Source organism: Pseudomaricurvus sp. ABR4_320 (assembly GCF_056159445.1).
Genome location: NZ_JBSWVF010000002.1, coordinates 477108 through 504105, shown reverse-complemented (window position 1 = coordinate 504105; position 26998 = coordinate 477108). Strand labels below are relative to the sequence as shown.

Genomic DNA, 26998 nt, shown 5'->3' with positions numbered 1-26998 from the left:
ACTTTTTCCCCTAAAACGTGTAACCGAACCTTGAAAGTCCGAGCCATTGGATTGCCCAAAGGCCCGCCATCATACCGGCGCCGTTAGCCGGCCACCAGCCTGAACATTAAGCAACTGCCTTTAGCTGACTCCGTATCTCTATTAATACCTCTAGCTCTCGATCCTGCCCAAGCCCCTGCTCTGCAAACTGCAGAGCCAGCTCTGAATAACGAGCAGCTGTTGCGGCCAATCCGGGATCTCCAGACTGACTCAATGCAACCAGAGCTTTTTGCAAACGCATATGAACTTCAATAAAACCAGCACCATCGCGAGCGATGGGCAGGAAACAATCGTCAAAAAGGTCTCGCGTATCCAGAGCGGGTAAATAAATGCGAGGGTAGCGCAGCTCTGATGACTCTGTAGCTTCCGGCGTACGAACCAACATCATCATTAAACGCAATTGACGACCAATGATATCGATCGCCGTGCCAGGATCATTTACCGCAGGAGATAAGGCTCGAGACGCAATCTCACTGAGTACAATCAAGCCAAATCGCGGATCCTGATCGAAAGAGCGTCCGTCCGCCAAGGTGAAAGCGTCGCGAATAACCGTCATAACGGCTTCTTTTTTATCGCCGACATACCAAGCCAGTGGTCGCGCAGGATGAATCAGAGTGCCTGCAGGGCAAAGCACATAAATATCGGTTTCGTGCTTTTCTGCGATATCCGATAACGCAACCAAATCGACATGTTGAATGTATCCCACACCGTCTCCGTACACTCGTGCAGCGTTAGAAGGAACCGTATCGGATTCTAAAATATTGGCTCCCAATGCCGGATAGTCGATCCTTTGTTGGAGCGCGTCTTTGGCTTTCTCTTCAACGCGCCGAGCCGTCTCTCCGACCCGACCAAGCAGGGATAAATGCTCTATCCAGCGAAGAATGGTCACGGCGATAAGCAGGATGATACCCAAGGTGGCGATGAATAAAATTAATCGCCCTCCCTCAGTGTATACATCGGTACTCAATGCCAATATCCCCACGAGACTGAACAAGAACGTCCCGAGGAAAGTGGCCAAGACGGTTTGACTGGTGGAGTCCTGCTTCACCAATTGCGTGGCTCGCGGTGTCACACTGTTGCTGGCCGCGCCGTAGGCGGTCACCATCACACTGAGTGAAAATGTAGTAACCGTTAGCATGCTGGTCGCCAGAATATCGAGTATTTGGCCCACCGCATCACTACCAATGTTAAAGGGTAGCGGCTCGGCAATCAGCGTTTGTAAAGGAATGGCGAGCAACACGATTACGACGGCGGCCAACGCAAATAGCGTTGCTCGTACCCAGAGCGCACGCAACAGCTGAACGAGTATCCACTGCCATTTTGAAAACATGTACTTTGGCCCCAACTTCCACTCAATAAACAGACACATACATACGTTTTGCGCCGACGTTTCGCCCAGCAATCGAATACATCACTCCGGAACTACCGAGCAAGCGCGCACACAGAAACTCAACCACAAAAACCATACATGTGTTCTTTTTCTGGTCATGTGACAAAAAATTGTCAAAATTAAAGAAATTGGTGCCATTTTGAAGATAGATGTTGGCAATTTTGTGAAGGCCGTATAACACGATAACTCCAGTCATCTTCTACACTTAGGGTTGATATCCCAACACATTGAACGCCAGGAGTGGCCTAGTTGTTTGCATGGATAAATCTGTAACCAACCGCCGAACACATCCACGTGTCCCTTTCGAGCACCAGGCATTACTGCTGGCGCCAGAGGGGGATATTGGTTGTATGGTTAGAAATTCCTGCCCTGGTGGAATGTTGGTCGATATCGTAGGCAGTGATCATGGCGCCAAGCTGAATATTGGTCGCAAACTTCCTCTATCTATTCGCGTGATGGAGGATGGAAAACCTAAAAATATACAGATTACGAGCGAGATTCGCTTTCGAGGGGCCGGGGCACTAGGCCTACAGTTTCTCGACTATCGACGTACCGACATCAAGAGCCTCCTGCAGCTCTCATCGTATTATGACAAAGTCATTGCTTCCGCCAACCGCAGAACAGCCCCACACCCACTGCTGGGACAGTTTTTGACTGCAGCTGCCGCAGAAACCCTAGAACAGGTTAGCCGCTCCCTATCACAGATCTTTACGGAAACAGGACAGGACCTTTTTGCCCAAGAAACATCGGCTATGACCAACAGTCAGAACGCCGAGGTGGACCTCTTTCAGAATTTCCTGCTTACCAACATGAATGCTGTCGCGACAGCAACAGGTCATGCTTTGGTAGAGCAACTGAGCCGGGCAATCAATCCACCAACGGCAGAAGGCCAGTCCATCGACAACAATCTACTGGATGCCGATCATCTGTCGCTGGTTGACAAGGAGGATTTCGAAACCTGGCTGGCACAAAATACGGCAGAACTTCGACTTGAAAATGCACTGGAAGACGAGCTGTACCACCTCAAGCGATTATTTCGCCGCTTAGGTGCAGATTTTCCGGACACCAAACACTTGCCCTGCGCGCCCGGTCCATTCTTTTCAGCATTAAACCAACAAATGGATCTACGGGAGTGGCCTGTATTTCCTCGTCGTATGCTCTACAAACGCCTAGGGACGAGCTTGGCCACATCCCTCAGCAATCTCTATAAGAGCTTTCTGAAAGAAGCCGGCAGGCTGGACATCAACTCAGCCAATCCACGTCATACAGCCGCGACCACGCCGGATCAAACGGCCAGCAATTCCGGAGATGAGACAAAAGACTTTCCTATCCCCCCTCACCTGGATGCCGCTTCAGATACCTCTGCCAAATCAAAAGCGTCACCGATGGAAAGCGCGACTCCGCACACTGACCACCAACCATCCTCGACGGCAGGACAGGTGGATGAATCCGGCTTTCTTTGCGATCCACAAAGCATTCCTGACCATCAACTGCTTCAAAACGCTGTGGAACAACTGCAGGGAGCTGTCAGTCAACTGCAATCGAACGCATTACACGGTTTTTCTGGCAACCCGCCATTATCCGCTGGAGGCGTGGAACAGTTAGGTCAACTGATTCGATTGAGCACCACAGCACTCGATGGACAACAATTGGAGGCCTCTGCTCGCAATCCTCTCTACCAATCCGAAAATGATGGTGAGGGCTCCTCAGATCTAGCGCCCGCCTACTCCGAAGTTGGCGATATTCTCTCGGCCATCGAACAATTGCACAGTACCGCTGACCAACCTCATAACGATGGCAAAGGGTTACAGGAACGCGTACAAATTCAACTGGCAAGTGCCGGACAAAGTCTGCCACTCGCGACCAACGAATCCACGCTCATCGATCTTAGCGAACAACTGCTCGTTCGTGTTATTGAAAACTGGGCGCCAGCAAAAGAACTGAAAGGAGACCACGATAACCTGCAACTTGCGCTCGCGAAAATCTCCTTACTTGATCCTGAAATTTATTCAAACACAAGTCATCCTGTTCGCCATTTCTTTAACCGGCTTGAACAATTGGAATTGACAGGGACCAGCAATGACGACTCGGTAGAACGCTTTGTCAACCGCTTCAGTAAACTCGCACTTGAAAACTTTCACGGCAGCAGTGAAACCTTCTCCGAACTTCTGCAAGAGCTGGAACGACAGCTTCAACGGCAAGAGATTCTGTTCAAGCGCAAAGCGGAGCGCATCGCCAATGATAACAACGGTCGACAAAAACTCGCGAATGCTCGCTACCGAGTGATCACCGATCTGGCGGATCGCATTGGCAATAGAAAGATTCCTAAAATTTTATATGAGTTTCTCGAAGAGGCAGGTTGGCGCGATTATCTCGTGATGACAGTACTGCACGAAGGTGCTGATAGCTCCGACTACATTTATGCGCTTGAAGATATTGACCGACTCTTATTTTGGATTGGGGGCAGCATTTTCCCAAGTGTCGAAGACTGCCTACAAGATTTTAGAAAAGAGGTGCCAGCCTGGCTGGAAATGGTTTCAGAAGAGCTTATGCAACTCGGCAGACCTGTCAGTAGCCGAATATTAGAAAAGCTCGGTGAGCATCTGCTCTACCCTCCCAGGCAGTTTGAATGGGTTGAGATAGGCGACTACCAATGGACCGGAGAAGGCAGTCACGAAATCACGCAATTAGGTGCGCCAGCAACATTGGCAGATGACGTCAACATTGATCTGGCCCATCAGATTAATGTGGGGGATTGGGTCGACATACGTACTTCGACGGGCAACGTTCGTATGCGCTTGGCGTGGAAGGGAGAAGATTGCTACCGATTTGTGTTTATCGGCGCGCACGGTATGGAGGAAATGGATCTCGCTCTGGAAGAACTCGTTGCCCGAGCCGGCAAAAACGAACTTCAGCTGGTCGACGCGAAAAAAACAACATTGTTTGAACGCAGCCTCACACAAGTGGTTTCTTCCGCTTGCGAAGACATCTCCAGTCAGGGAAGTGTTGACCCTCTAACAGGCCTACTCAACCGCCAGGAATTTGAGCACTTGGTCGAGCGCACACTGGCTGAGGCGATCCAGCATAAAACAGATTCTTATGTTGCCTTTGTGGACGTTGACCAATTCCGACTGATTAACCACAGTTTTGGAAGCATGGCTGGAGACAGAGTACTGGTCCACATCAGTGAATTGATGAAACCGATGCTGGAAAACAACACCATTTGCGCGCGAATTGGCGGCAATGAATTCGGCCTCGTTTTCAAACGATTACCGCTTGAAGCCATTCGCTACAATCTCGAGAAAATTCGAGAGCAAGTTGCCGACAACTCTCTTGTGGACGACAGCTACGAAATTAAAGCGACCATCAGTATTGGTGTGGCAAAAATGCTGCCTCGCAGCGATACCGTTGACTCAATACTTCGTAAAGCTCAGCTCGCTTGTCAAAAAGCTAAGGATTCCGGACGCAACCGCGTAGTGGAATACAATGATGATGACAGTGATCAACGACGTGAAAACGAGCTTCTTAGTTGGATTCAGAAAATCGATTCAGATATTGACTCACTGCTGTGCTTACGCTGCCAGGAAATTCGCCCTGTAAACAGTGGAGACAGTCTATCTCACTATGAAATTCTGCTTGGCGTTAAGGATGACAATGGTAAACTCTGTCCCCCCGACGTTCTTATCGAAGCTGCCGAGCGTTTCCATCGTATTGCCAAAGTTGACGAGTGGGTTGTCAATCATACGTTGGATTGGATGGAGCAGCATTCAGAATATTTAAACCAGTTGGACGGTTTATCGATTAATCTTTCCGGCGCATCGATGGACAGCCCAAATTTTCATCGCTACTTATTAGGGCGATTACGGGCGTCGACATTACCTCTACGAAAACTCTGTTTTGAAGTCACAGAAACTGCTGCAGTGAATAGCCTAGAAAATGCGCAGCAACTCATCGCCGCCCTGAAACGTCTCGGATGTAAAATCGCTCTTGATGATTTCGGCACCGGCCAGTCCTCTTATGCATATATTCAGGCGTTACCGGCAGATTTTTTGAAGATCGACGGTGTCTTTATTCGCAACATATTGGAAAACAAAACGGACCAGGCTTTGGTCGCCTCCATTACCCAGTTAGCGCATTTCATCGGAATGAAAACGATCGCAGAATTTGTAGAGAACGAAGACATCATCTCAATGTTGCGTGACCTGGGTATCGATAAAATTCAGGGATACGGCGTTCACAAGCCACAGCTTTTAAACACCCTCGACCTGTCTCGCGAGATCGCATCATAACGGCTGCATCGGCGGCTAAGTTAATTCCCAGAAGGCGTACCGAAAATTTTATCTCCGGCATCTCCCAGACCGGGAAGGATATACCCTTTATCATTCAAGCGCTCATCAATAGCTGCGGTATAAATTTCTACATCTGGATGTTTCGCGCTTACGGCGTTGATTCCTTCAGGGGCTGCAACAAGCACGAGCGCCTTAATTTGCGTCGCACCGGAATCTTTTAGTAGATCAATAGTGGAAATAAGAGAACCCCCGGTTGCAAGCATCGGATCAACAATCAGCGCCAGCCTCCTGTCGAGGCAATCAACCAGTTTTTTCAAATAAGTGGATGCCTCGAGAGTGTCTTCATTACGCACCTGCCCCACCATACTTACATGAGCTTCGGGTAAAATAGTAAGAGCGCCGTTAAGCATTCCGAGACCAGCTCGGAGAATAGGTACTATAGTGACTTCCGGTTTGGGAAGACTTTGTACGTCAACCGGTCCTGACCAGCAAGTGATGCTTTGATTTTGCAGAGGCAAATCACGCGTTGCCTCATAAGTCAGCAAGGTGGCGATTTCTCCAGCCAACTCTCGAAAATCTTTGGTACTGATTCCGTCTTGGCGCAGTCTTCCAACTTTGTCCTTCACCAGTGGATGAGTAATTTCTCGAATCCCCATGTCTGCCTCCTTCATGAGCGGCTATGAAACCCTTATTTCATGAATTTGACAGATTTAAGATCTGAGCTCAATGGCAATATTGGATGAGATATGACTTGGGAGGGCTGCCAATAAGGTAAAGGCTGGATCTAAGCAGCCAGCCTCACCAAATAGAAACTATCGCAAAACTTCTTCAAAAAATAACTCATCGAGTTTGCCGGAAAGAAGGTTGCCCTGATCATCAAGGATGCGCACCATGTTGTGCTCTTCGGTCTCCATGCCTTCTAAAAGACAGATAAGATGATAGGTAGACTCTTCAACCACACTCCGTATCAGTGACACCACCTGTTCACGTTGCTGCCCGCTGAGACCAATACCATCCAGCTTTTCGCCAACTTCCGTTTGTCCGGAAGCGCCCTGGGCATACAAGGCAACCAAATGATTATTTTCTGCACGAATGTGATTAATCAGCTGCTCTGGTTTCATATGGATATTCCTCACGTTATCGCGGTATCGAAAGAGCATGAACCCAACCCACCGCAAGAATTGTTATTGTTTATAACTATGAATAACCTAAATATCGTCCGCTGACAATGGGAATCAGAAGTTTGACCCCCGATGCTCGGGCACTGGTTGATAACTTTTCCCCCGAAAAAAACCAACCGAGCACCAAGGCACCTATGTCGAATTTAGCGCGGGAGAGCTCCTGCCACTAACAGACATGTTTCCGTGCCTACCGTCATTATAGTGTACTTTTCTCCGTTTTCTGGTCATTTTCGCGCCAAACGGCGAGTTTTTGACACAGAAAACGTCATAATTAGCGATATCCATGCCAATGAGGGTCACGAGATTAACGAAGTTTTCGCTTTGTATAGATATCGAACCTTCCAGATTTACCGGTCAATTCAAAACTTGGCGGGCAATTATCCAGCGGGGGAGCTTTGCGAGGACGCTTCACAATCACCCGATATACAGCGAGATCCAGCGCAGGTTGCAGCAGGCAATCTCCCAAATCATCATCACCTAATAAGCGATGGAAGAGTGCCATGTCTTTTTTGACCAAGGCAGATTTACTGCTCTCCGGAAACATAGGGTCTAGGTAGATCACGTCTGGAGCGTCAATAGGAGAAGACTCGCCTGCCAGAGCTGTACGAGCGTCCATTTGCAAGAACTGCATCCGACTTAAAATATCAACGAGGTCTTGGTCACCGCGATCTTTCGCCACAAGCAGACCTCGGCGCAGCCCATCGACGACCAATTCCGCAACAACCGGAGACCGCTCGCAAAGAATGACTTTCGCTCCCAGGGATGCCATGACAAACCCATCTCGAGCCAGTCCCGCCGTCGCATCGAGTATTGTTAGATCCCGACGTTGAGCGAGGCCTGTCGCCTTAGCTAAGGATTGACCGCTGCCGCCGCCATATTGCCGTCGATGAGCATTTTTGCCACTATCGAAGGACACCTGCAACGGATTTGGAGCCCCTTTCCACATGGGTCGCAAGCGCACGCCGTCTGGATTAAATTCTACGAGGAAGCCCGACTCAATCTCGCTAGGAGGCTGCTCATCGGAAAAGTGTGGAACGGAGAGTGTCTCAGCCAAAACAACGGATCGAGAAAATTGTTCTGGATTGTTACACCGAACTCCGATAACCGGCTCGGCGCTGGGAGAAATCTTCATTTGAATTGATGTGGGTGCGACTCTATTGACGGCCAGTTTCGCTGAAACTGGCCGCCCTTACCACCGCTATCTATCAGTCACCACGCCACACATGGTGACAGTTGCTTGAGTATCAGTACTAAACCTGAGAAGAAATTGGGATCAATTCCAATTCGACGCGGCGGTTTTGCTCACGGCCAGCCGCTGTATCGTTGCTGGCAATGGGTCGGTTAAAACTATACCCGATGGTCTCTATCCGTGCGGCAGCAATCTGCTTTTGCAAAAAATAGTTTTTGATGCTTTCTGCTCTGGATTCGCTCAGCAATTGATTTAACGCTGCGCCCCCTGTGGAATCAGTATGCCCAGAAATTCGGATAGCTGTTTTACTGTATTCCCTCAATACCTGCGCGACAGAATCCAGTGTGCCGTAAAAACTCGCTTGAATATCACTCTTGCCACTGGCAAAGGTAATATTTCCAGGCATAACCAGGCGGAGATTATCGCCTTCGCGGACCACACTGACGCCAGTGTTCTGCAGTTGTGCACGTAATTCCTCTTCCTGCCTGTCCATGTAGACACCGACACCACCCCCGATCGCGCCACCCGCGATGGCACCGGTAATCGCCCCTTTGCCACGATCTTTTTTACTCGCCGTAGTCGCGCCAATCACCGCGCCAGCGACAGCACCAATCGCTGCGCCTTTCGTCGTATTGGTATTTTTTTGTTCCCCGCTGTAGGGGTCCGTCGTTGTACACCCAGCTAACACCAAGCTGGTTAATGCGAGAGTCGCAACGATATGTTTCATTCCAGTACTCCTACTTCTGCATTCTCTCAAATTTGATTGTTTCGCTTTTAATATAGTTCCATTAGCGACGTTTTGGCGCTATATAATTACGCCTTGGTGGCCATGATCCATTTCATCATATGAATAGTTTCTGAATGGCCATATTGACCGTAAAAAGCGGCGCAAAAGATCTTGTTAACAGATGTAGTACGCAGCGGAAACTGAAGAAACCTCTTTTCCACGGCGTTGAGGATAAATTATTTGAAATTCTTTACACTCAAGAAGTACAGTTTCCTGCCATTTATATGCGGCCTGTTGGTCGCCTGCTCCCATTACGAAGTGACCGTAAACGAAAATGTCGTCTATACACCGCCGCCCCTCTTTCAAGACTATCAGATTAAAGATCCTTCTTTACGGCGCTGTATTGCACAACATATTGAAGAAGGCAACATAACCGCTCCGGAACAACTAGAAAGGTTGCGATGCTCTCATGCCGGCATCGCGTCATTAGAAGGCTTAAATATTTTTATGCGGTTAAAAGAATTGGATTTATCTCACAACCAGTTAGCTGACGTATCTTTGGTGTCGCGTCTTCCCAAGTTAGAGGTTTTGCACCTTGAAGATAATCGCTTAATTTCAACGCCAGAAATACTTCAACTTGCACACCTTAAATCACTCAACCTTCGTCAAAATACGCAGCTGGACTGCCGCGATGCTTTGCAACTAATGAGTGACTTTAAAGGTGACGTAGAACTGCCAGAGCACTGCCGGCAAAATCAATGATAGGAATGAATAAGGGCGAGGGTATTTTCCAACCGGACAAATGACATCCCGTAATGGAGGCACGCAAGACTACCCAAATGCCAAGATCACCAGGGTTACCCAGAGCCTCCCTTTAGCCCTCAATTTGGTTGATAGACTAACTCAGGTCGTAGTTTCTGCGTGACTAAAATGCGGCTTGCTGCCCACCATTGAACATTAATCCAACGACATTTCGGTGGTTATACATAATTTGCATGTTGACCGGCTCTTCATTAATCGGGCCAACGACTTTACGGAAACGCACTGCCACAACAGTGCCAACCGGAGGAATCTGATAATTCTCAATCAATACGGACGCACCGCCATCTGAAATGTCCCGCGCAAAACCAACAATGGTTCCAAATGCCGGATGTGTCATCTCAACTCGGATTGAGGTCGGCCTCCTCTCAAAACGACGCCGCTCGTCCACATTCATCTCCTTACGCTAACCTGTTGTTTTCGTACGCACGCAAAAACTACTTAAAGAATAGTCGTGCTCACTTTTATTGCCAATGGCACAAAAACCAACACCAGATGATACTGCGCCAATTTTTGTCAGAAATTTCTGCAAACTTACCTGAGCCGTCTATACTAAATTCCATGCAATTCATTTAAGCTCAGCTTTTCTGTGGATAACTCTGTTGACACTACAAGAATAAATGCCTCGAAGATGTCTCCACCCTATTCTCGTCAAACCATTTGACTTTGCCAGACACTTAACAATTTTTTAATTGTTTTCAGCTACTTATATGTATTAAGAGCTGACCATCAGAAAAACTAATTACCGGTTTCACCCTCCAAGTCAAGCGATTTCTTTTCTGTGGATAAATCATTTACCCAAATGATCAATCCGCCACCGACATCCACTGACTCCCCTCTTCTTGACAGGCGAAAAACACCTCCTCCAGCCAGCCCAGCGGCTCAGATAACGCTTGGCGAGCGATATCCGGGCAATTATTCTGCTGACTTAAATGCCCAACAACAAGTTTGTGTAATCGCCGGCGACGCATCCTGCCTAACATTTCTGCAGCTTGTTCATTATTCAAATGCCCCCAATCCCCAGCGACCCGGCGCTTCAAACTGTCTGGATAGGGCCCCTGAGCCAACATTTCCAAATCATGATTGGATTCCAGCAACATCGCGTCACAGTCGCAGTAACTTTGCCATACATGCTCACTGATACTGCCAAGATCTGTGAGAATACCAAGCTGAAGATTGCGCCAAGAAAAAACAAACTGTGTAGGCTCGCGGGCATCATGGGGTACGGCCACAGGGCGAACGGTAAGATTTCCCAGGGAAAATGCTTGAAAGCCTTCGATAAAATGCACTGTCGGCATACGTCCCAGGTCCCTTCCGTGAAAGGTACCTCTGGTCATGTATACCGGCACTTGGAATTTTCGGGCAAAGGGACCAACCCCTTTGATATGGTCACCGTGCTCATGAGTCACTAAAACAGCGGTGATATCTTCCGGGCAGTGGCCAACGTTGGCCAACCGCCGCGCAATTTCCTTAAGGTTGAACCCATTGTCGACCAAAACCAGTTGGTCACCGGACTCGATCAGGGTGCCATTACCTCGACTGCCACTTCCTAGAGAAACAAATCTCATTGTGCATCAGCAAAAGATCAATTATACGCCTAATTTATAACGACATCTAACAATATTATTTCTCATCAAATCAAGTTTTGACGAACAACCTGCAGAAGTTTACGCGCTTGTTTGTCAGGTAACTGCTGGCCATAGGCATCGCGAATTCGTACCTCTATGGCGTTGCCAGCCTGAACATTCTGACTCAAAAAGACAAGATAACCGTTAGCATCAGCCAGGCGCTGCGAGGTTTCGGCAATGCCAGCATCCTGCCCGAGCAATACACGGCGATCTTCGGCTTGAAGGTGCTCGAGAAGTTCAGCTAACGGATAGCTAGGGGTCGCCTCGGTGTCGGCATCTGCACCAAATAATTTGCCCCAAAAACCTGGTTCTTCTTCAACCTGCTCTTTGCCCGGCTGGTAATTTACATAGAAAACGCCTTTGCCGTTGTCTTGCTCCCAAAGAGAGAACCCACCTTGGGTTAATGAATGCCCAACCGTGGCGTAGACTCTCTCTCGCTCAAGGTTTAAGCGCAATATCGATTCTTTGCCACTCTTCGTCAATTCAACCTTATCACTGAGCCCAATGGTTTGAGCCAAAAGTGACGCCGCCTGACCTGAACTGGTATCGCTGGCAATGACTCCAGCGAGCTCATCGACCATCCAGCTCTCTCTCTCCGAATCAATCGATTCTTCCGGCCACTCGATCGGATCCGGCAGAGGTTGATCACGTTCTACTTTTATGTGACGAACATGAATTTCGGTCGTCTCTGGTTGAATACCCTGCTCAATCTGAATGCGATATTTATCCTGAAAGGTTTCATCGTCTTTAAATTTCAACCATCCGGATTCAATAATACCGGTAGTGGCATCGGTATAGCTCACATCGAGGTTATTCTGCGAGAGGAATCCCCGCACCTGTGGCCAGACCTCCGCTGGACTGGCGCTCACCAAAATCCAGCGACGCTTACCCAATTTTTGTATTTTAACTTTATCGGTAAATGCACTGTCCGCCAGCACCTCAGGCCTCGGAACTTCGAACTCCTCTGGCGCTTCCTGATCTGGATTTGCCGCCGCAGGAATAGTGTACAACTGAGTTGTTTCCTTTGCTTCGACACCCTCGGGAATCTGCATTTCGGGCAGAGTATCAGATTTAAGATAGTCGTCGCCGCGATCGCGAAAATAACCTTCTTGACCAAAGAGAGCACTGCAGCCCGCCAGAGAGACGGCCATCAAACCAAGGCTGCCTGTGCGCAGCCATATCGATAAATTCATGAGTAACGTTTACTGTAATACGTGAGATTTATATCAGACCAAGTTCACGCAGCGCAGTTCGCACGCGCGGCTGATATTCTTCTGCCAGGGGCGTCATCGGCAGTCGGATACCGGGACCTGACAATCCCATTTCACTAACGGCCCACTTAACGGGAATTGGGTTAGACTCGACGAACATCGCCTCGTGCAGAGGCATCAGTTGATCGTTAATCGCGCGTGCGGCCTCGCTTTCACCCGCAATTGCGAGAGCACAAAGCTTGGATAACTGCGCAGGAGCAACGTTCGCCGTCACACTGATGTCGCCATTTCCGCCCAATAACATCAGCTCTACGGCGGTGATGTCATCGCCAGAATAAATGAGAAACTCTTCAGGAGTGTTTTCAATTAACCAACCGGCGCGCTCAACGTCGCCCGTCGCTTCTTTGATGCCGATAATATTCTCAATGGCACTGAGGCGAACCACAGTTTCAGGCAGCATGTCGACACCTGTGCGGCCGGGAACATTGTAGAGAATTTGGGGCAGGGGTGACTGGCGGGCAATTTCGCGATGGTGCTGGAAAAGTCCTTCCTGAGTCGGTTTATTGTAGTAAGGCGTCACAGACAGACAAGCATCAGCGCCCGCCGAGCGAGCAGCTTCAGTAAGCTCGATGGCCTCCAATGTGGAGTTGGCCCCCGTGCCGGCAATGACCGGGATGCGTCCCGCAACCTGATCGACAACTCTGCTGATAACCTGCTTGTGCTCATTGACGGACAAGGTTGCCGACTCACCGGTGGTGCCAACGGCGACGATACCGTTGGTTCCCTGTTCGATATGCCATTCGACCAGCTTCTCCAGCGCCACCCAATCGAGCTCGTTAGTGGCGGTCATGGGAGTCACCAGGGCGACAATACTACCTTGAATCATGTAAAGATTCCTCGTGGAAGGCGTTTCCTGTTAGTGCGTCCCGCTGACTCATCAGCCACCGGTAACGCTGGCGCGGCCCATTCCCTCGGAGCGTCTGATTTATTCCCACCGGCGATAGAGCCGAATGGGACATGTCGATAACAGCAGTAGAATAGCGGGCTGCAAAGAAGGCGTAATGTTACTGACGCCCCAGCTGTGAAACAAGCTTTAAGCGGTCTAATTATGTATGGGACAGACCTGCGTTAATAAAAACCGTCCTCACCAGGGGGGCGAGTTTTGAATCTACGGTGGGTCCATAGATACTGATCCGGCTGCTCGCGAACCCGCGCCTCAACAAATTCATTGATACGCTGAGCATCTTCCACCTCACTCTCCCCCGGAAAATGATCCAGCGGTGGATACACTTTGACCAAATACCCTCGATATCCCGGTAACCGTCGCTGAATAAAGGGTACAACTCTCGCTTTTCCCAGTGCAGCGATTTTGGACGTTGCCGTAATTGTCGCCGCCGGAACGCCGAAAAAAGGCACAAAGATACTGACCTTGCGACCGTAATCCTGATCTGGGGCGTACCAGACCGAGAGCCCTTTACGCAGAGCCCTGACCATGCCCTTTACATCATTTCTGGGAATCACCAGGGTTTCAGGGGAATGTCGTTCTCGCCCTCGACGCTGTATAAAGTCATACAACGGGTTGTTATGCGGTCGATACATTGCAGAAACGTCACGCAATTGGACCAACAGCGCCCCACCAAGATCGAGATGCGTAAAATGCATCGCCATTAACAACGTGCCCTGAGTCGGCTTAGTTGGCAGATGCTCAAGCCCCTCGACACGAAAAATCCGTCGCAAGCGCCTTTCCGGCCAAAACCACGCCATTCCGGTTTCGAACAAGGCCATCGCTGACGAGAAGAAATTCTCTTTGAGAAGTGCTTCTCGCTCGGCATCAGACTTTTCAGGAAAACAGAGTTTTAGATTAACCTCACCAATATGCCGGCGAGACTTGGCAATACGCCAAAGAACCGGGGTAAGCCCACGAGCCAACCAAACCAACACGGGATAAGGCAGCTGTACAATCAACCACCACAAACCAACGCCCATCCACAGTAACCAATAACGCGGATGCAACATCGACCATCGAAATTTGGGTTTTTCCACCGAGGGTCCTTTTTAAACCTTTCTTAGTGAGTATGTGACTCTGCCAAGATCCACAAGTGACTGGCAATCGCCGGCATGGAGCGCTGCCCGAAGGTATTCACCCTACCCAGCTCAACCAAATGCTCCAGATGCGCCCAGAGAGCCACGTAAGAAATCGGCAGATATTCTGCGGGTAAGTCAGGGTACGCCAGCGGCGCAATGGCCGCGGTCGTTCCCCTTCCCAACTTATCAATGGCGTCCAGCACCAAAGACTCGCGATGCAGACGGTGCTGATAAAGCTCCTCGAACACCTGGTCTGCTTCACCCAGCAGATGACCATGAGCCGGTGCAATCTGGGCAATTCCGCGCCCCTGGAGTTTCCGCAGAGAGCGCAAGTAGTCTGCGATGCGACCGCCGTAATCGGGCAAAATCGCGACCGACGCCCCTTGCATAACATGATCCCCGGCAAACAATATTTCCTCTCCACACAGGCGATAAACCAAGTGTTCTCGTAGGTGCCCAGGCGTTGTAAGGGACTCTATACGCAAGCTCCCAAGCGTTAGTATCTCCCCATCATCTGGAACACGATCCGGCACGAATGTGCGATCCAGCTGTGGATGAGGATGCGTCACGGGTAGACCGACACACACAGCCCCGGTTTCAACAGCGAGCAACGCGGCCGCAGGAGAATGATCTGCATGAGCATGCGTGACCAGGATGTAGTCAATGCGGCCATCGCAGGCGGCGAGAATCCCGTTGATATGCGCTTGATCCGCCGGCCCGGGATCAACGATCACGGTAGCACCGTCTTGGAGTAGATAGGTGTTGGTGCCCGGTCCGGTGAAGATCGAAGGATTACCTGCCGTCAGTCGACGAACACGGTCAGAGACCTGAACCGTGTGCCCCTGGCGCAATGGCAGCTCGATCACTGAGCGATGCAAATCTGCCATGACGATATAACGACCTCTGACTTACTGCGTAGGAGTTTAAAAATCAGCCTTTACCAGCGGACTGGTGTCCGCATCGTAATCAACGCCTTCCCAGCCAAATCCAAACAACTTCAGAAAATCCGTGTTATAGCCGGCGTAGTCTGTCAATTCATACAAATTTTCTTCGGTAACCTTCGGCCAAAGGTCTTCGATCTTCGCTTGAGTTGCCGGATTGAGCTCTAAATTATCCATACGCAAACGCCCCAACTCATCTACGCGTGGGTACGAGGTGTACAACCCTTCGGTAAACAGTCGGAAGATTTGCTCAATGCACCCTTCGTGAGTCCCCTCTTCTTTCATAACCTTGTAAACCAGCGAGATGTACAATGGCATGATCGGAATGGCTGAACTGGACTGAGTGACCAAAGCTTTTAAGACGGCGACCGAAGCCGTACCACTCACACCTTGCAGCTTTTCATTGAGCGCTTTACCCGCCCTATCGAGGTCTTCTTTCGCTTTCCCAATCGTTGCGTGCCCATAGATCGGCCAGGTAATTTTGTCGCCCAGATAGGTATAAGCGACGGTTTTACAGCCCTCAGCCAGAACACCTGCAGAGAGCAACGCGTCGATCCACAGCTCCCAGTCTTCTCCACCCATGACTTTTACCGTGTTCTGAATTTCTTCGTCACTGGCAGGTTCGAGTGTCATCTCACTGATTTTCAGCGTGTCGGTATTCAGATTTTTAGCCGTGTAGCTGTCGCCTATTGGCTTGAGAACACTGGTGTAAACCTCACCGGTAGCGGGATCCTGCCGACGCGGAGCACCGAGACTGTAGACCACCAAATCAATAGGGCCGAGATTTTCTTTTGCCAATGCAATCGCCTGATCTTTACATTCTGTCGAAAACGCATCGCCATTAATCGTCGCAGCATACAAGCCTGCACTCTTGGCCTTGCCTTCAAATGCAGCGGTATTGTAGTAACCCGCCGACGCAGTACGTTTTTCTGTTGGAGGCTTTTCAAAACAAACACCCAAAGTATTCGCGCCACCACCGAAGGCCGCTGTGATACGGGACGCCAGCCCGTAGCCGTTCGAACAGCCAATCACCAACACATTTTTAGGTGCGTCTGCGATTGCGCCCTTATCGTGTATATAGGAAATCTGGCTATCGACATTCGCAGCGCACCCCTGAGGATGAGCGGTTGTACAAATAAAGCCTCTGACTTTGGGTTTGATTATCATGAAATGATCCCGTTAATGGGTGAAACGTGCACAGCCTGAACCATGTCAGGCAAGACTTACAGAAACGCAATTATAATAGCGCAGCGAGGATACTCCAGTGCTTTACGGTGAAACATCCTCAAGACGCAATTTGGACAAATAATACGCAGCGGAGGCGAATTAGATGCAGTTTACCAGTGATTTTTTTCAGTTCTTGCTTATAGCCTGTTGGCTGGCATTGCCGTTACTGGTTTCTCTTTGGGTTATGATCTTTAGCTTGGGGCAACTGGTTGGCAGGCTAGAAAGCTGGTCGAGTTTTGACGCCTTTTATTGGACCTTTGTAACGGCACTGACCGTTGGTTACGGGGATATTCGTCCAACAAGGCGCAGTTCACGTGCTCTGTCTATCACCATAGCGATGTTTGGCCTCATGTTCAGCGGTATTTTTGTCGCTCTCACTGTAGAATGTGCATCCCGCGCTTTTGAGGCTCACGTAGAGACGCGCATTCCGGCCTTTCTGGACTTTAAAACTACGCCAGAATCCAGATAATGCCACAGCTCTCACCGACTTATCCTCCCCAGCATTTAACTCATGGGCAACAACACAACGATGAAAAAACTTCGCTATCAGACACCTTTGGCTTGGGCGGAATGCGTGATCAATGATATGGACAGCTTTCTGCCGGATCACGCCGCCGCGGAAAAAAAAGCCTCGGGAATGGCCATGTCCATGCTGTCACATTATCCGGACCGAGCCGAGTTAGTGACCGCCATGATGGACCTCGCCATCGAAGAAATGACCCACTTTCGAGAAGTGGTTAAAATCATGATGTCGCGAGGCTTACAACTCGGCGCGGATACCCGTGACGCCTATGTCAACAACCTGCGCTCGACCATTCGCAAGGGCAGCGATGTCTATTTTCTTGACCGCTTACTGATCGCGGGAATTATCGAAGCCCGAGGTCAGGAGCGGTTTGGCCTGATTGGCGAACAGCTGCCAGCCGGGGATCTGAAAACCTTCTATCGAGCGATTTCCCGCTCTGAAGCCAAGCACAGCACACTGTTTTATGATCTTGCAGAGTGCTACTTTACGGCAGATGTCATCCTTCCGCGTTATGATGAGTTGCTGGACATTGAAGCTGAAATCATCGCTCGCCAACCTCTACGCCCTTCACTCCATTAAACAAACAGAGACAGTGAAAGCGGTCAACAAGTACCTTCAGCAATATGCAGAGCCAGAGGCGCAATTGCTGGCCGGTCATTTCAACCTCTGGCCACCGGATCGCAAGTTTGACAGCGTACTTGTTATCCCTGTGTACGACGAGCCCAGTGATTTTCTAACCAAACTGCGAACACAGCTTGCTGCCGCAAATGCACTGGGAATTCTGGTGATCAATCGCCCAGACTCCAGCCAGTCCTGCGGGCGCAATACCGCGCTGATTAAAGAGCTGCAGTATGCATCGGCTCCATTGATGCACACTTCAACAATCAGGGCCTTTTTAGCCGAGCCGACAGACCTCGGTACGCTGCTCATCATCGACCGAGATACCCAGCCGATTCCTGAAAAACAAGGCGTGGGCCTGGCAAGAAAAATTGGGGCGGACTGTGCCACCGTACTTTGGCAGTATGGCGTTATCAAAAGTCCCTGGCTGTATTCGACGGATGCAGACGCAGAACTGCCTGACAACTATTTCAACGCAGCACTGCCCCTTCAACCTGACATTGCCGCGGGAATATTCGCTTTTTCACACAGGAACGATGGCAGTCCTATTTCCCAGGCAACGCTCTGGTACGAATCCCATCTTCGCCATTACGTGCATGGCCTACGCAGGGCGGGTTCACCCTATGGGTTTTACACACTCGGCAGCCTACTGGTAATTAATCTGCTCACATACTGCCAAGCGCGAGGATTTCCTCGCCGCAATGCTGGAGAAGATTTTTACCTTCTCAACAAGCTGGCCAAACTCGGCCGAATCGTCGACCTAGAGCCCTGTATACAACTTACACCAAGACTCTCGCATCGTGTTCCATTTGGTACCGGACCGGCAACTGCAAGTATACTGGCACAACGAGAAGAGGGAATAATTCCGAGCAGCTATCACAGCGGCATATTTGACCGGCTAGCTGAATTTATCGCTTTTGCAGAAAAGAAATTGTCAGCCGGCGGTCGTGAACCGTGGAGACTGAAGGAGCTGGGCAAGGATGTGGAAGAATGCCTGAAATCACTGGGCATTGAGAAACTGTACCAGCACCTGCAAAACTCGGACGACGCAGGCTGGCGAAAACGCCACTTTCACAGCTGGTTCGATGGATTTCGCACACTAAAGTTTGTGCACTATTTGCAGGACCACGGTTATCCACCCCAGCCACTGCCCCCACCGAACATTGTTCAGTAGAAGCAGCTATTGGGGTGCTATTCCGCGCTTAGAGCAACATCTGACGAATGTCGCTCAGCACACCAACCAAGTAGGTGAAGAAACGACCGCAATCAGCGCCGTTAATGGCACGATGGTCATAGGAAACGGCCAGAGGCAGCATCTGCCGAGGAACGAACTCTTTACCATTCCAAATAGGCTTAATTTGAGCTTTAGAGACGCCCATAATGGCCACTTCTGGCGTGTTAACGATTGGCGTAAATCCATTGCCACCGATCGCTCCCAAACTGGAGATGGTAAAACAGCCGCCCTGCATATCGCGGGTTGTCAGCTTGCCATCGCGAGCCTTAGCCGCGAGTTCGGATGACTCTGCAGCCAGCTCCCACAGACCTTTTTTATCAACGTCACGAATGACCGGTACCATCAGACCATTGGGCGTGTCAACCGCAACACCGATGTGAATGTACTTCTTGCGCACCAGATGCTCGCCATCGGCATGCAGGGAGACATTAAAGCTCGGCTCAGCTTGCAAAGCCGCTGCAGACGCCTTTAAGAGGAATGGCAGCGGAGTCAGTTTGACGCCACGCTTTTCAGCCTGAGCTTTCATTCCCTTACGGAATTCCTCCAGCTCGGTGATATCGGCATCATCAAACTGAGTCACATGAGGCACATTGAGCCATGCCCGAGACATGTTCGCTGCCGTGACTCGGGCAATTTTCGACATTTTTTCCGTTTCGATTTCGCCAAACTGCGAGAAATCGATCTCAGGAACCGCCGGAATACCACTGCCACCAGAAACAGAGACTTTACCGCTAGCGACTTTTTCAAGAGTCTGTTTCACGAAAGAGCGCACATCATCTTTGGTGTAACGACCGCGAGGTCCGCTGGCCTTGATCTTGGAAAGATCGACACCCAACTGTCGAGCCAGCTTACGTACAGACGGTCCGGCATAAACAGAGGCACCATCCTTCACGTCGCGTGTCGCTTCAGCCGCACTGGGCGCTGGAGCGGAGGTTGGCGCAGGTGCTGCTTTGGCCGGTGCAGACGCGGGCGCGGAGGCTTTCGCTGCGGGAGCCGGAGCCGGCTTTTTGCCTTTGACTTCGAGCAGGACCAAGTCATCACCGGTGGAAACCTTACCACCTTCAGCCACAACCAGCTTAAGTACTTTGCCAGCAGAGGTCGCAGGAATTTCCATGGACGCTTTGTCGGATTCAACCACAATCAACGAATCACCTTCGGCAATCTCGTCACCTTCGGCAACACAGACTTCGATGATATCAACGTTTTCAGCACCGCTGAGATCAGGCACCTTCAGCATTTCTTCCGATGGTGCGCCGTCGTCAACGTCTGCAGGCGCTTCTGAAGATTCCTCTTCTGCCACTGCAGCCGGTTCAGGGGCCTCTTCAGCCTCTTCAACGTCTTCTGCCCCACCAGCAACTGCCAGCACTAGGATGTCATCACCTTCAGAAACCTTGCCACCTTCGGCAACTTTCAGGGACACAACCTTACCCGCTGCAGTCGATGGAATTTCCATCGACGCCTTGTCGGACTCGACGACAATCAGCGAATCACCTTCAGCGACGTCATCGCCCTCGGCAACGCACAACTCAATTACGTCTACAGCATCGGCACCGCCAAGATCAGGAACCTTAATGAGCTGTTCAGAAGGTGCTGAACTGGCTTTTTTGGGTTTGCTGGCTGCAGGCGCTTTCTTCTCATTGGGCTTTTTCTCTTCAGCTTTAGGTGCCTCTTTGGGAGCAGGCTCTGCGGAATCGCCTCCGGCATCAACATCCAACTCTAAAATCAGATCGCCCTCTGACAGCTGGTCACCTTCACTCACTTTAATCGCGATGACCTTGCCTGCTTTCGGGCTGGGTACATCCATGGAAGCCTTGTCAGATTCGAGCACAATCAACGATTGCTCGACTTCAATGGTATCCCCCTCCTTGACGCAAACTTCAATCACATCAACTTTATCCGCGCCCCCCAGATCGGGCACGGGAATCATTTCTTTAGCCACTGTTACTCCTTAATTTTTTTGTTATCCGCCCGCTTAGCTGTGTAGGGGATTGGGTTTATCGGCGGATATACCGTATTTGTTCATCGCCTGGGTCACGACAGAAGCATCGATAGCGCCGTCGTCTGCCAGACTCTTCAATGCGGCGACAACAACGAAATAACGATCAACTTCGAAGAAGTGACGCAACTTGGAGCGGGTGTCACTGCGGCCGTAACCGTCGGTACCCAATACTCGCAAGGATGCAGGAACAAACTTACGTAGCGGCTCTACGAGATTCTTCATGTAATCTGTTGACACAACAACCGGTCCAGCGCGGCCGCTCAACTGTTGAGTGACATAGGCGGTTTTTGGCTCGGCTTCTGGATGCAAAAGATTGTAGCGATCACACTCCTGAGCGTCGCGAATCAGCTCATTCGCACTGGTCATGCTCCAGATATCCGATTCAATCTCGAAATCTTCGCGCAACAGCTCTGCAGCAGCCTCAACTTCACGCAGAATTGTACCGGCACCTACCAACTGAACTCGCTTCTGGCCTTTCTTGGACTTTTTACCCTCGGTGAGGAGGTAGAGCCCTTTGATGATGCCTTCTTCGACCCCAACCGGCATTTCAGGATGACGGTAGTTCTCGTTCATCGTAGTGATGTAGTAGTAGCAGTTTTCCTTCTTCTCATACATCCGGTGCAAGCCATCCTGAATGATGACGGCCAACTCGTAGCTGTAGGTTGGATCGTAGCTGCGACAGTTCGGGATGGTGTTGGACAGAATATGACTGTGGCCATCTTCGTGCTGCAGACCTTCACCGTTCAGTGTCGTGCGACCGGCTGTACCACCGATAAGGAAACCGCGAGCCTGGCTATCACCCGCAGCCCACGCCAGATCGCCGATGCGCTGGAAGCCGAACATGGAGTAGTAGATGTAGAAAGGAATCATCGGCATGCCATGATTCGCATAAGACGTCGCTGCGGCTATCCAGGCAGACATAGAGCCGGCTTCGTTAATGCCCTCTTCCAAAATCTGGCCGTTCTCACTCTCTTTGTAGAACATGATCTGATCATGGTCGTGAGGCGTGTATTTTTGGCCTGCAGAAGAGTAGATCCCCAATTGACGGAACATGCCTTCCATACCGAAGGTACGCGCTTCATCGGGAACAATTGGCACCACTTGCTTGCCGATTTCCTTGTCTTTAACCAAGGTGGACAAGATTCGAACAAACGCCATGGTCGTGGAAATTTCACGCTCACCGCTGCCTTTCAGTAGACCTTTGAACGTATCCAGCGGCGGGGTTCGCATGGCTTCGAATTCAGGCTTACGCGCGGGCAGAGAACCGTTCAACTCTTCACGACGACGCTTCATGTACAACATTTCAGGGCTGTCTGGCGCCGGACGATAATAGGGAACGCTCTTCAAGGCATCGTCGGTAATGGGAATACCAAAACGGTCGCGGAAGCGCTTGAGACTGTTGATATCGAGTTTCTTGACCGAGTGAGTTTCGTTTTGAGCCTCACCGGAATCTCCCATACCGTAGCCTTTAACGGTTTGAGCAAGAATGACGGTCGGCTTGTCAGAGGAACGTACCGCTTCAGCGTACGCTGCGTAAACTTTGAACGGATCGTGACCACCACGGTTGAGATACATGATGTCCTCGTCGCTCAGGTCTTTCACCAGCTCCAACAACTCCGGATATTTACCGAAGAAGTGCTCACGGGTGTAAGCTCCGCCATTCGCTTTGTAGTTCTGCAGCTCGCCGTCGCACACTTCGTCCATGCGCTTCTGCAGAAGCCCGGTCTTATCGCGATCAAGCAGTTGGTCCCAATGGCGACCCCAGATCACTTTAATAACGTTCCAGCCAGCGCCTCGGAAAGCACCTTCGAGCTCTTGAATGATCTTACCATTGCCGCGCACAGGGCCATCGAGCCGCTGCAAGTTACAATTGATAACGAAGATCAGATTGTTGAGTTTTTCACGCCCGGCCATGCCAATGGCGCCCAGAGATTCCGGCTCGTCACACTCACCGTCCCCGAGGAAAGCCCACACTTTACGATCGCCCTCTTTAACCAGCCCACGAGCAGCCAGATAGCGCATAAAGTAGGCCTGATAAATGGCCTGAATCGGACCAAGCCCCATAGATACTGTCGGGAACTGCCAGTAGTCTGGCATCAACCATGGGTGGGGGTAAGAAGACAAGCCACCGCCGTCAACTTCACGACGGAAGTTGTCGAGTTGCTCTTCGCTGAATCTACCCTCAAGGTATGAGCGCGCATACATACCCGGCGAAGAATGTCCTTGATAGAAGATCAGGTCGGCAGGCTGGTCACCCTCACCGCCACGGAAAAAGTAGTTAAAACCCACATCGTAAAGGGTTGCCGACGAGGCAAAGGAGGCAATGTGTCCTCCGAGGCCTTCGTTGTTATCGTTTGCCCGCATAACCATGGCAAGAGCATTCCAGCGAATCAAAGAGCGAATTCTTCGCTCCATAAAGAGATCGCCAGGCATCCGCCGTTCCGCGGCTACGGGTATGGTGTTGTAATAGGGGGTGGTGATCGCTGCAGGCAGTTGTACACCGGCGTCGGTGGCTTGGTCCGACAGTTGTTTGATCAACCAGGCAGCGCGCTCTTTACCCCCGTAACGGATAACGGAGTGGAAAGCATCCAACCACTCACGCACTTCAATGGCATCTTCGTCTTCGACGAGGCGATTTTCTTCGGTACTCATATATCTATCCTGTGCTTACCAACCGCAAACTTCGGAAGAATCCAAAGTTGGAATTTGTAGATTTTTTTGGCGGAGACCGGGTGGACGGGGGGAAAAGATACCCGGCAGGGCTCCTATATTTACACAAATGCCCCCCATTCTTCAATCTGAGCGGCTTTTAGCTCAAGGATTGAACAAATAACGAACAGCTCTTGTCGCCTCTAAAAACAGGCACTTACCCGGCTCTTACAACAACAGTATCGCCGCTATCCCAATCTCGTTATTCGAGAGGCCTCCCCAGAGCCAGGGGATACGGGAATGGCCATGAAAGGATGTGAAAACATCACCGATAGCGATAACCGCCAACGGCTTGTTTGTCGGCTTCGTAGGATTTTTCGCTGTCATAGGTTACGGAATCAGCAGGTGCAGTCTCTCCTGCCGTTAACCATAGCCGACCTGAGTTGGTCAGCAGCTGACGACGGAACGCCAAATAGTCAGCCTCATCAATCGATTTAACGGCGGCAATCAGCTTCTCTTTAAACGCAAAATCCTGATCGTCACTGGTAATGACATCCCAGTATTCACCACCCTGTTCTTTTAGATTTTTCGGCCGCTCCGCCAGATTCGCCACCACGGCCGATCTCACCGTCGTATAATCAGCGACTGTTTTCTGATCAACCTGCTCACGAAGAAATGACTCCATCGCTGTACGTACCTTCGATAAACCTGCCGACGGCGACTGTACCAACAGCAGATTACCGGCAATATCTTTCAAAGGATATCCTGTCGCGAAAACGATATAGCCCAACTGTTGTTCCGTGCGCAGCTCATGAAAAAACGGCGGTGACAGAATCTCCTGATTCAGCAGCATTTGTGCTCGGGAGGGAATAGAGTCATCCGGAGCTTGCAGGTACAACATGGATGCCGTATCCGTATGCTCAACGGGAAGAAAATACGTCTGCTCTTTGTTTGGCAGGCGCACGATCAATGCAGACTTGTCCGCTGCTTGATCGCCCCCGCGATGCAGGTGGCGAGCAGCCAGTTTGCCCAACTTCACGGCTTCTTTACGTTCGAAATTACCATAGACCATCATTCGAATCTGGCTTTGATTCCAGACGCTTTCAGCAAATTTCTGAAGATCATCAGCATCGACATCGGCCAGTGCGGTAGCCAGCGCTTGATCATCCCAAAGCGGTGAGTAGAGCAGAACGGGCAGCTTCTGAACCAATTGCTGGTAAGGCGTACTGCGCGTTTCGTTGCGCCACCGGCGAATCAGCCGATCCCGTAAAATATCGACGCGCTGAGGATCAAATTCATGACCATCAAGGGTTTTAAGGATTCTTTTTAGCAGTACCGACATCCGGTCATCATAGCCACCCAAACTCAGGTCAAATCCTCGACTGTTGGGGCTAAAACTAAAATACAAACCGGCCAACTGCGCTGGATAAGCATACTCGTTGAGAGAATCCTGCACCAAACTGGCGAAAAGTTGGCTGATAGCTGCCGCCCTTGGTGAGTCATCGGCAGCGGCGGTGCGAATCCGCAGACGCACATCCGCTTTAGGGACAGAGAAAGCTTGATCCTGCTTGAACCAAAGCTGAGTCCCCTCTTCGATATCAATTCGTTCAGGCACATCATCGGCACTGACATCTCCAGTCGTGGACTTCATGGCCAGCGATTCTGGAATGAATGGGTTCTTTTGCGGCAAATCCAATTCGGCCAGCAATGATTTTGACAGTTCTGGCAGAGGCTCTTTGAGAGGCGAAAAGGTATACGCGGTATCGTAATACTTAGATACGCTTTTGTACTGTCCATCCGGCGCGGTCAGAATGACCAATAAATTTTCTGGATTCAGTTTGTCCAGGTAGGTTTCAATCATCGACTTGTTAAAACTGTCGAAAGCATACGGGCCACGTAATAGGTCTTCAGGAGGATATTCCTGCAAGGCCGTGCTTAAGCCCATGACCGTCTGCATAGCGCCAGCGTTTTCCATATTATCAAAGGCGATTTCGGATAACTGTGCCATTTCATCGAATCGCCAGCGTTTGATACCACCATCCTGCAGTTTGTTGATCATTGCGAAGGTCGCAGCAATCACCTCGCGATAATGTTCATAACCGGAAGGCGTTAAGTCGATCGAGACGGTAAACGCCTGTTGATTACGGCTGTCATTCGCACCACCTGCCGCCAGCGACTGAGCCCAGCCCTGCAGTTTTAACAGCGACAACAGACTGCCTTCACCTTCATGACCTAAAATGCTCCCCAAATACGCCATGGGTTTTGCACGATAGTCTTCCGTTTCCAAAGGCATCGGAAAAATCAACGTCAATCCCCGTTGATCCTGCAGCGATTGAATTTGCAGCAAACCCGGCAAATCTCCAGCGTTAAACATCTCCTGCCCAGAAATTTTTGCCGCTGTGGGATGCTCTGGAACTTGGCTGAACAACGGCACAACCATCGCTTGCAGGTCATCCAACGATTCACGTCCCAACACTGTTAATGCCATATTATCGGCAGAATAATAGCGTTGGTAGAACGCCAGTAGGTCGTCACGGAGAGGCTCAGAATCAGAATTTGCAAGGGTATCCAGGTTACCAACGGCAAATTTTGACTGGGGGTGTTTCGGGCTGAGGATTTCGCTGAAAACATCATACTGTCGACGATTGTCGTCTTTCAGTTTTGCCCGGTATTCCGAGTGTACGGCGTTGCGTTCACGATCAACGTATTGGGGGGTGAAGAGAGGATCTATAAAAAACTGTGCAAACCTATCCAGTCCTGCCTGTAAGCTCGCCTGTTCAATATCGAAGAAATAATTGGTGTGTTCATCACTGGTGTACGCATTATGAGTACCGCCGTGAGAGGCAATAAATTCCTGGTACTCACCCGCTTTTGGATACTTACCCGTGCCCAGAAATAACATGTGCTCCAGAAAATGCGCCAATCCCAAATGGTCTTCCGGATTGTCGTTACTACCGACACTAACATCTAAAGACGCTGCAGCTTTATCGGCGTTCTTATCTGAAATCAGCAAGACCTTCAGACCGTTTTCCAGATCCAGATATCGATAATTACGCTGGTCGTTCGCACTTTTTACAACCTCAATTCCCTTGGTTTCCGATTCAGCCTGAGAACCATCAGCGAAGGCTTGCTGCGCCCCGATCAGAAACACCAGCAGATACAACCAACACCGCAACGCTATTTGAGAATTGAGGATTTTCGGCAAGAGATTTTCTCCAAGATTAAAATGCAACGCAGAAATGCAGGATC

The 26998-nt window shown here is 50.3% G+C and carries 20 protein-coding genes; 5 read left to right on the top strand and 15 right to left on the bottom strand.

Annotated elements, in window-relative coordinates; all coding sequences use genetic code 11:
• Positions 1 to 106: 106 nt before the first annotated feature.
• Positions 107 to 1369, bottom strand: a complete 1263-nt coding sequence (locus tag ACXAFR_RS05425) for a DUF2254 domain-containing protein (RefSeq protein ID WP_475173308.1) — start codon at positions 1367 to 1369, stop codon at positions 107 to 109.
• Positions 1370 to 1686: 317 nt separating this feature from the next.
• On the opposite strand from ACXAFR_RS05425, the gene ACXAFR_RS05420 reads away from it, so the two are divergent.
• Positions 1687 to 5718 (top strand): DUF1631 family protein, encoded by a 4032-nt coding sequence (locus tag ACXAFR_RS05420; RefSeq protein WP_475173306.1) that lies wholly within the window; start codon positions 1687 to 1689, stop codon positions 5716 to 5718.
• A gap of 20 nt (positions 5719 to 5738) precedes the next feature.
• On the opposite strand, the gene upp is transcribed toward ACXAFR_RS05420, so the two are convergent.
• The 4 genes from upp to ACXAFR_RS05400 form a co-directional block, all read right to left on the bottom strand.
• Positions 5739 to 6374: a uracil phosphoribosyltransferase gene (upp, locus tag ACXAFR_RS05415; RefSeq protein ID WP_475173303.1), complete on the bottom strand. Its 636-nt coding sequence runs from the start codon at positions 6372 to 6374 to the stop codon at positions 5739 to 5741.
• Between the two features lie 156 nt (positions 6375 to 6530).
• Entirely contained in the window at positions 6531 to 6839 is a 309-nt protein-coding gene (locus tag ACXAFR_RS05410; RefSeq protein WP_475173301.1) for a hypothetical protein, read from the bottom strand.
• Between the two features lie 364 nt (positions 6840 to 7203).
• Entirely contained in the window at positions 7204 to 8031 is an 828-nt protein-coding gene (locus ACXAFR_RS05405; RefSeq protein WP_475173297.1) for a class I SAM-dependent methyltransferase, read from the bottom strand.
• A 118-nt stretch (positions 8032 to 8149) separates the two neighbouring features.
• On the bottom strand, positions 8150 to 8815 hold the full coding sequence (locus tag ACXAFR_RS05400) for a YiaD family glycine zipper/OmpA-like lipoprotein (protein ID WP_475173292.1): 666 nt from the start codon (positions 8813 to 8815) through the stop codon (positions 8150 to 8152).
• Positions 8816 to 9055: 240 nt separating this feature from the next.
• Here ACXAFR_RS05400 and ACXAFR_RS05395 point away from each other — a divergent pair, with 240 nt between their 5' ends.
• Positions 9056 to 9577 carry a leucine-rich repeat domain-containing protein gene (locus ACXAFR_RS05395; RefSeq protein WP_475173289.1) on the top strand — a complete coding sequence of 174 codons (522 nt, stop codon included), beginning with the start codon at positions 9056 to 9058 and terminating at the stop codon, positions 9575 to 9577.
• A gap of 163 nt (positions 9578 to 9740) precedes the next feature.
• On the opposite strand, the gene ACXAFR_RS05390 is transcribed toward ACXAFR_RS05395, so the two are convergent.
• The 7 genes from ACXAFR_RS05390 to fabV form a co-directional block, all read right to left on the bottom strand.
• Positions 9741 to 10031 carry a PilZ domain-containing protein gene (locus tag ACXAFR_RS05390; RefSeq protein WP_475173284.1) on the bottom strand — a complete coding sequence of 97 codons (291 nt, stop codon included), beginning with the start codon at positions 10029 to 10031 and terminating at the stop codon, positions 9741 to 9743.
• 409 nt (positions 10032 to 10440) lie between these two features.
• On the bottom strand, positions 10441 to 11202 hold the full coding sequence (locus ACXAFR_RS05385; protein WP_475173282.1) for an MBL fold metallo-hydrolase: 762 nt from the start codon (positions 11200 to 11202) through the stop codon (positions 10441 to 10443).
• 65 nt (positions 11203 to 11267) lie between these two features.
• Positions 11268 to 12455, bottom strand: coding sequence for an outer membrane protein assembly factor BamC (bamC, locus tag ACXAFR_RS05380; RefSeq protein ID WP_475173276.1), 1188 nt, complete (start codon positions 12453 to 12455; stop codon positions 11268 to 11270).
• A 28-nt stretch (positions 12456 to 12483) separates the two neighbouring features.
• Positions 12484 to 13359 carry a 4-hydroxy-tetrahydrodipicolinate synthase gene (gene dapA / locus ACXAFR_RS05375; RefSeq protein ID WP_475173274.1) on the bottom strand — a complete coding sequence of 292 codons (876 nt, stop codon included), beginning with the start codon at positions 13357 to 13359 and terminating at the stop codon, positions 12484 to 12486.
• A gap of 242 nt (positions 13360 to 13601) precedes the next feature.
• Positions 13602 to 14516: an LpxL/LpxP family Kdo(2)-lipid IV(A) lauroyl/palmitoleoyl acyltransferase gene (lpxL, locus tag ACXAFR_RS05370; protein ID WP_475173270.1), complete on the bottom strand. Its 915-nt coding sequence runs from the start codon at positions 14514 to 14516 to the stop codon at positions 13602 to 13604.
• 23 nt (positions 14517 to 14539) lie between these two features.
• Positions 14540 to 15445 (bottom strand): MBL fold metallo-hydrolase, encoded by a 906-nt coding sequence (locus tag ACXAFR_RS05365; protein ID WP_475173267.1) that lies wholly within the window; start codon positions 15443 to 15445, stop codon positions 14540 to 14542.
• A gap of 36 nt (positions 15446 to 15481) precedes the next feature.
• A complete protein-coding gene (gene fabV, locus ACXAFR_RS05360; protein ID WP_475173265.1) occupies positions 15482 to 16666 on the bottom strand; it encodes an enoyl-ACP reductase FabV in 1185 nt (394 codons plus the stop codon).
• 163 nt (positions 16667 to 16829) lie between these two features.
• On the opposite strand from fabV, the gene ACXAFR_RS05355 reads away from it, so the two are divergent.
• The 3 genes from ACXAFR_RS05355 to ACXAFR_RS05345 are packed head-to-tail and all read left to right on the top strand — an operon-like array spanning position 16830 to position 19041.
• On the top strand, positions 16830 to 17195 hold the full coding sequence (locus ACXAFR_RS05355) for a potassium channel family protein (protein WP_475173261.1): 366 nt from the start codon (positions 16830 to 16832) through the stop codon (positions 17193 to 17195).
• 60 nt (positions 17196 to 17255) lie between these two features.
• The gene (locus ACXAFR_RS05350; RefSeq protein ID WP_475173917.1) at positions 17256 to 17828 is read left to right on the top strand and encodes a MiaE family protein; all 573 of its coding nucleotides are present in this window, start codon (positions 17256 to 17258) and stop codon (positions 17826 to 17828) included.
• Positions 17779 to 19041 (top strand): hypothetical protein, encoded by a 1263-nt coding sequence (locus ACXAFR_RS05345; RefSeq protein ID WP_475173257.1) that lies wholly within the window; start codon positions 17779 to 17781, stop codon positions 19039 to 19041. Before ACXAFR_RS05350 ends, ACXAFR_RS05345 begins: the two co-directional genes overlap by 50 nt.
• A gap of 28 nt (positions 19042 to 19069) precedes the next feature.
• Here the strand turns inward: ACXAFR_RS05345 and aceF are convergent, their stop codons facing one another.
• The 3 genes from aceF to ACXAFR_RS05330 form a co-directional block, all read right to left on the bottom strand.
• Entirely contained in the window at positions 19070 to 21040 is a 1971-nt protein-coding gene (aceF, locus tag ACXAFR_RS05340; protein WP_475173255.1) for a dihydrolipoyllysine-residue acetyltransferase, read from the bottom strand.
• A gap of 33 nt (positions 21041 to 21073) precedes the next feature.
• Entirely contained in the window at positions 21074 to 23752 is a 2679-nt protein-coding gene (gene aceE, locus ACXAFR_RS05335) for a pyruvate dehydrogenase (acetyl-transferring), homodimeric type (protein WP_475173252.1), read from the bottom strand.
• Between the two features lie 322 nt (positions 23753 to 24074).
• Positions 24075 to 26954 carry an insulinase family protein gene (locus ACXAFR_RS05330; protein ID WP_475173248.1) on the bottom strand — a complete coding sequence of 960 codons (2880 nt, stop codon included), beginning with the start codon at positions 26952 to 26954 and terminating at the stop codon, positions 24075 to 24077.
• Positions 26955 to 26998 lie beyond the last annotated feature (44 nt).

What these genes read in the sequence shown, in the direction of transcription:
- dapA (WP_475173274.1), bottom strand. Translation starts at nt 13,359, where the DNA reads ATGATTCAAGGTAGTATTGTCGCCCTGGTGACTCCCATGACCGCCACT.
- ACXAFR_RS05425 (WP_475173308.1), bottom strand. Translation starts at nt 1,369, where the DNA reads ATGTTTTCAAAATGGCAGTGGATACTCGTTCAGCTGTTGCGTGCGCTC.
- bamC (WP_475173276.1), bottom strand. Translation starts at nt 12,455, where the DNA reads ATGAATTTATCGATATGGCTGCGCACAGGCAGCCTTGGTTTGATGGCC.
- ACXAFR_RS05355 (WP_475173261.1), top strand. Translation starts at nt 16,830, where the DNA reads ATGCAGTTTACCAGTGATTTTTTTCAGTTCTTGCTTATAGCCTGTTGG.
- ACXAFR_RS05400 (WP_475173292.1), bottom strand. Translation starts at nt 8,815, where the DNA reads ATGAAACATATCGTTGCGACTCTCGCATTAACCAGCTTGGTGTTAGCT.
- ACXAFR_RS05390 (WP_475173284.1), bottom strand. Translation starts at nt 10,031, where the DNA reads ATGAATGTGGACGAGCGGCGTCGTTTTGAGAGGAGGCCGACCTCAATC.
- aceE (WP_475173252.1), bottom strand. Translation starts at nt 23,752, where the DNA reads ATGAGTACCGAAGAAAATCGCCTCGTCGAAGACGAAGATGCCATTGAA.
- ACXAFR_RS05410 (WP_475173301.1), bottom strand. Translation starts at nt 6,839, where the DNA reads ATGAAACCAGAGCAGCTGATTAATCACATTCGTGCAGAAAATAATCAT.
- ACXAFR_RS05385 (WP_475173282.1), bottom strand. Translation starts at nt 11,202, where the DNA reads ATGAGATTTGTTTCTCTAGGAAGTGGCAGTCGAGGTAATGGCACCCTG.
- upp (WP_475173303.1), bottom strand. Translation starts at nt 6,374, where the DNA reads ATGGGGATTCGAGAAATTACTCATCCACTGGTGAAGGACAAAGTTGGA.
- ACXAFR_RS05420 (WP_475173306.1), top strand. Translation starts at nt 1,687, where the DNA reads ATGGATAAATCTGTAACCAACCGCCGAACACATCCACGTGTCCCTTTC.
- ACXAFR_RS05350 (WP_475173917.1), top strand. Translation starts at nt 17,256, where the DNA reads ATGAAAAAACTTCGCTATCAGACACCTTTGGCTTGGGCGGAATGCGTG.
- ACXAFR_RS05365 (WP_475173267.1), bottom strand. Translation starts at nt 15,445, where the DNA reads ATGGCAGATTTGCATCGCTCAGTGATCGAGCTGCCATTGCGCCAGGGG.
- fabV (WP_475173265.1), bottom strand. Translation starts at nt 16,666, where the DNA reads ATGATAATCAAACCCAAAGTCAGAGGCTTTATTTGTACAACCGCTCAT.
- ACXAFR_RS05405 (WP_475173297.1), bottom strand. Translation starts at nt 8,031, where the DNA reads ATGAAGATTTCTCCCAGCGCCGAGCCGGTTATCGGAGTTCGGTGTAAC.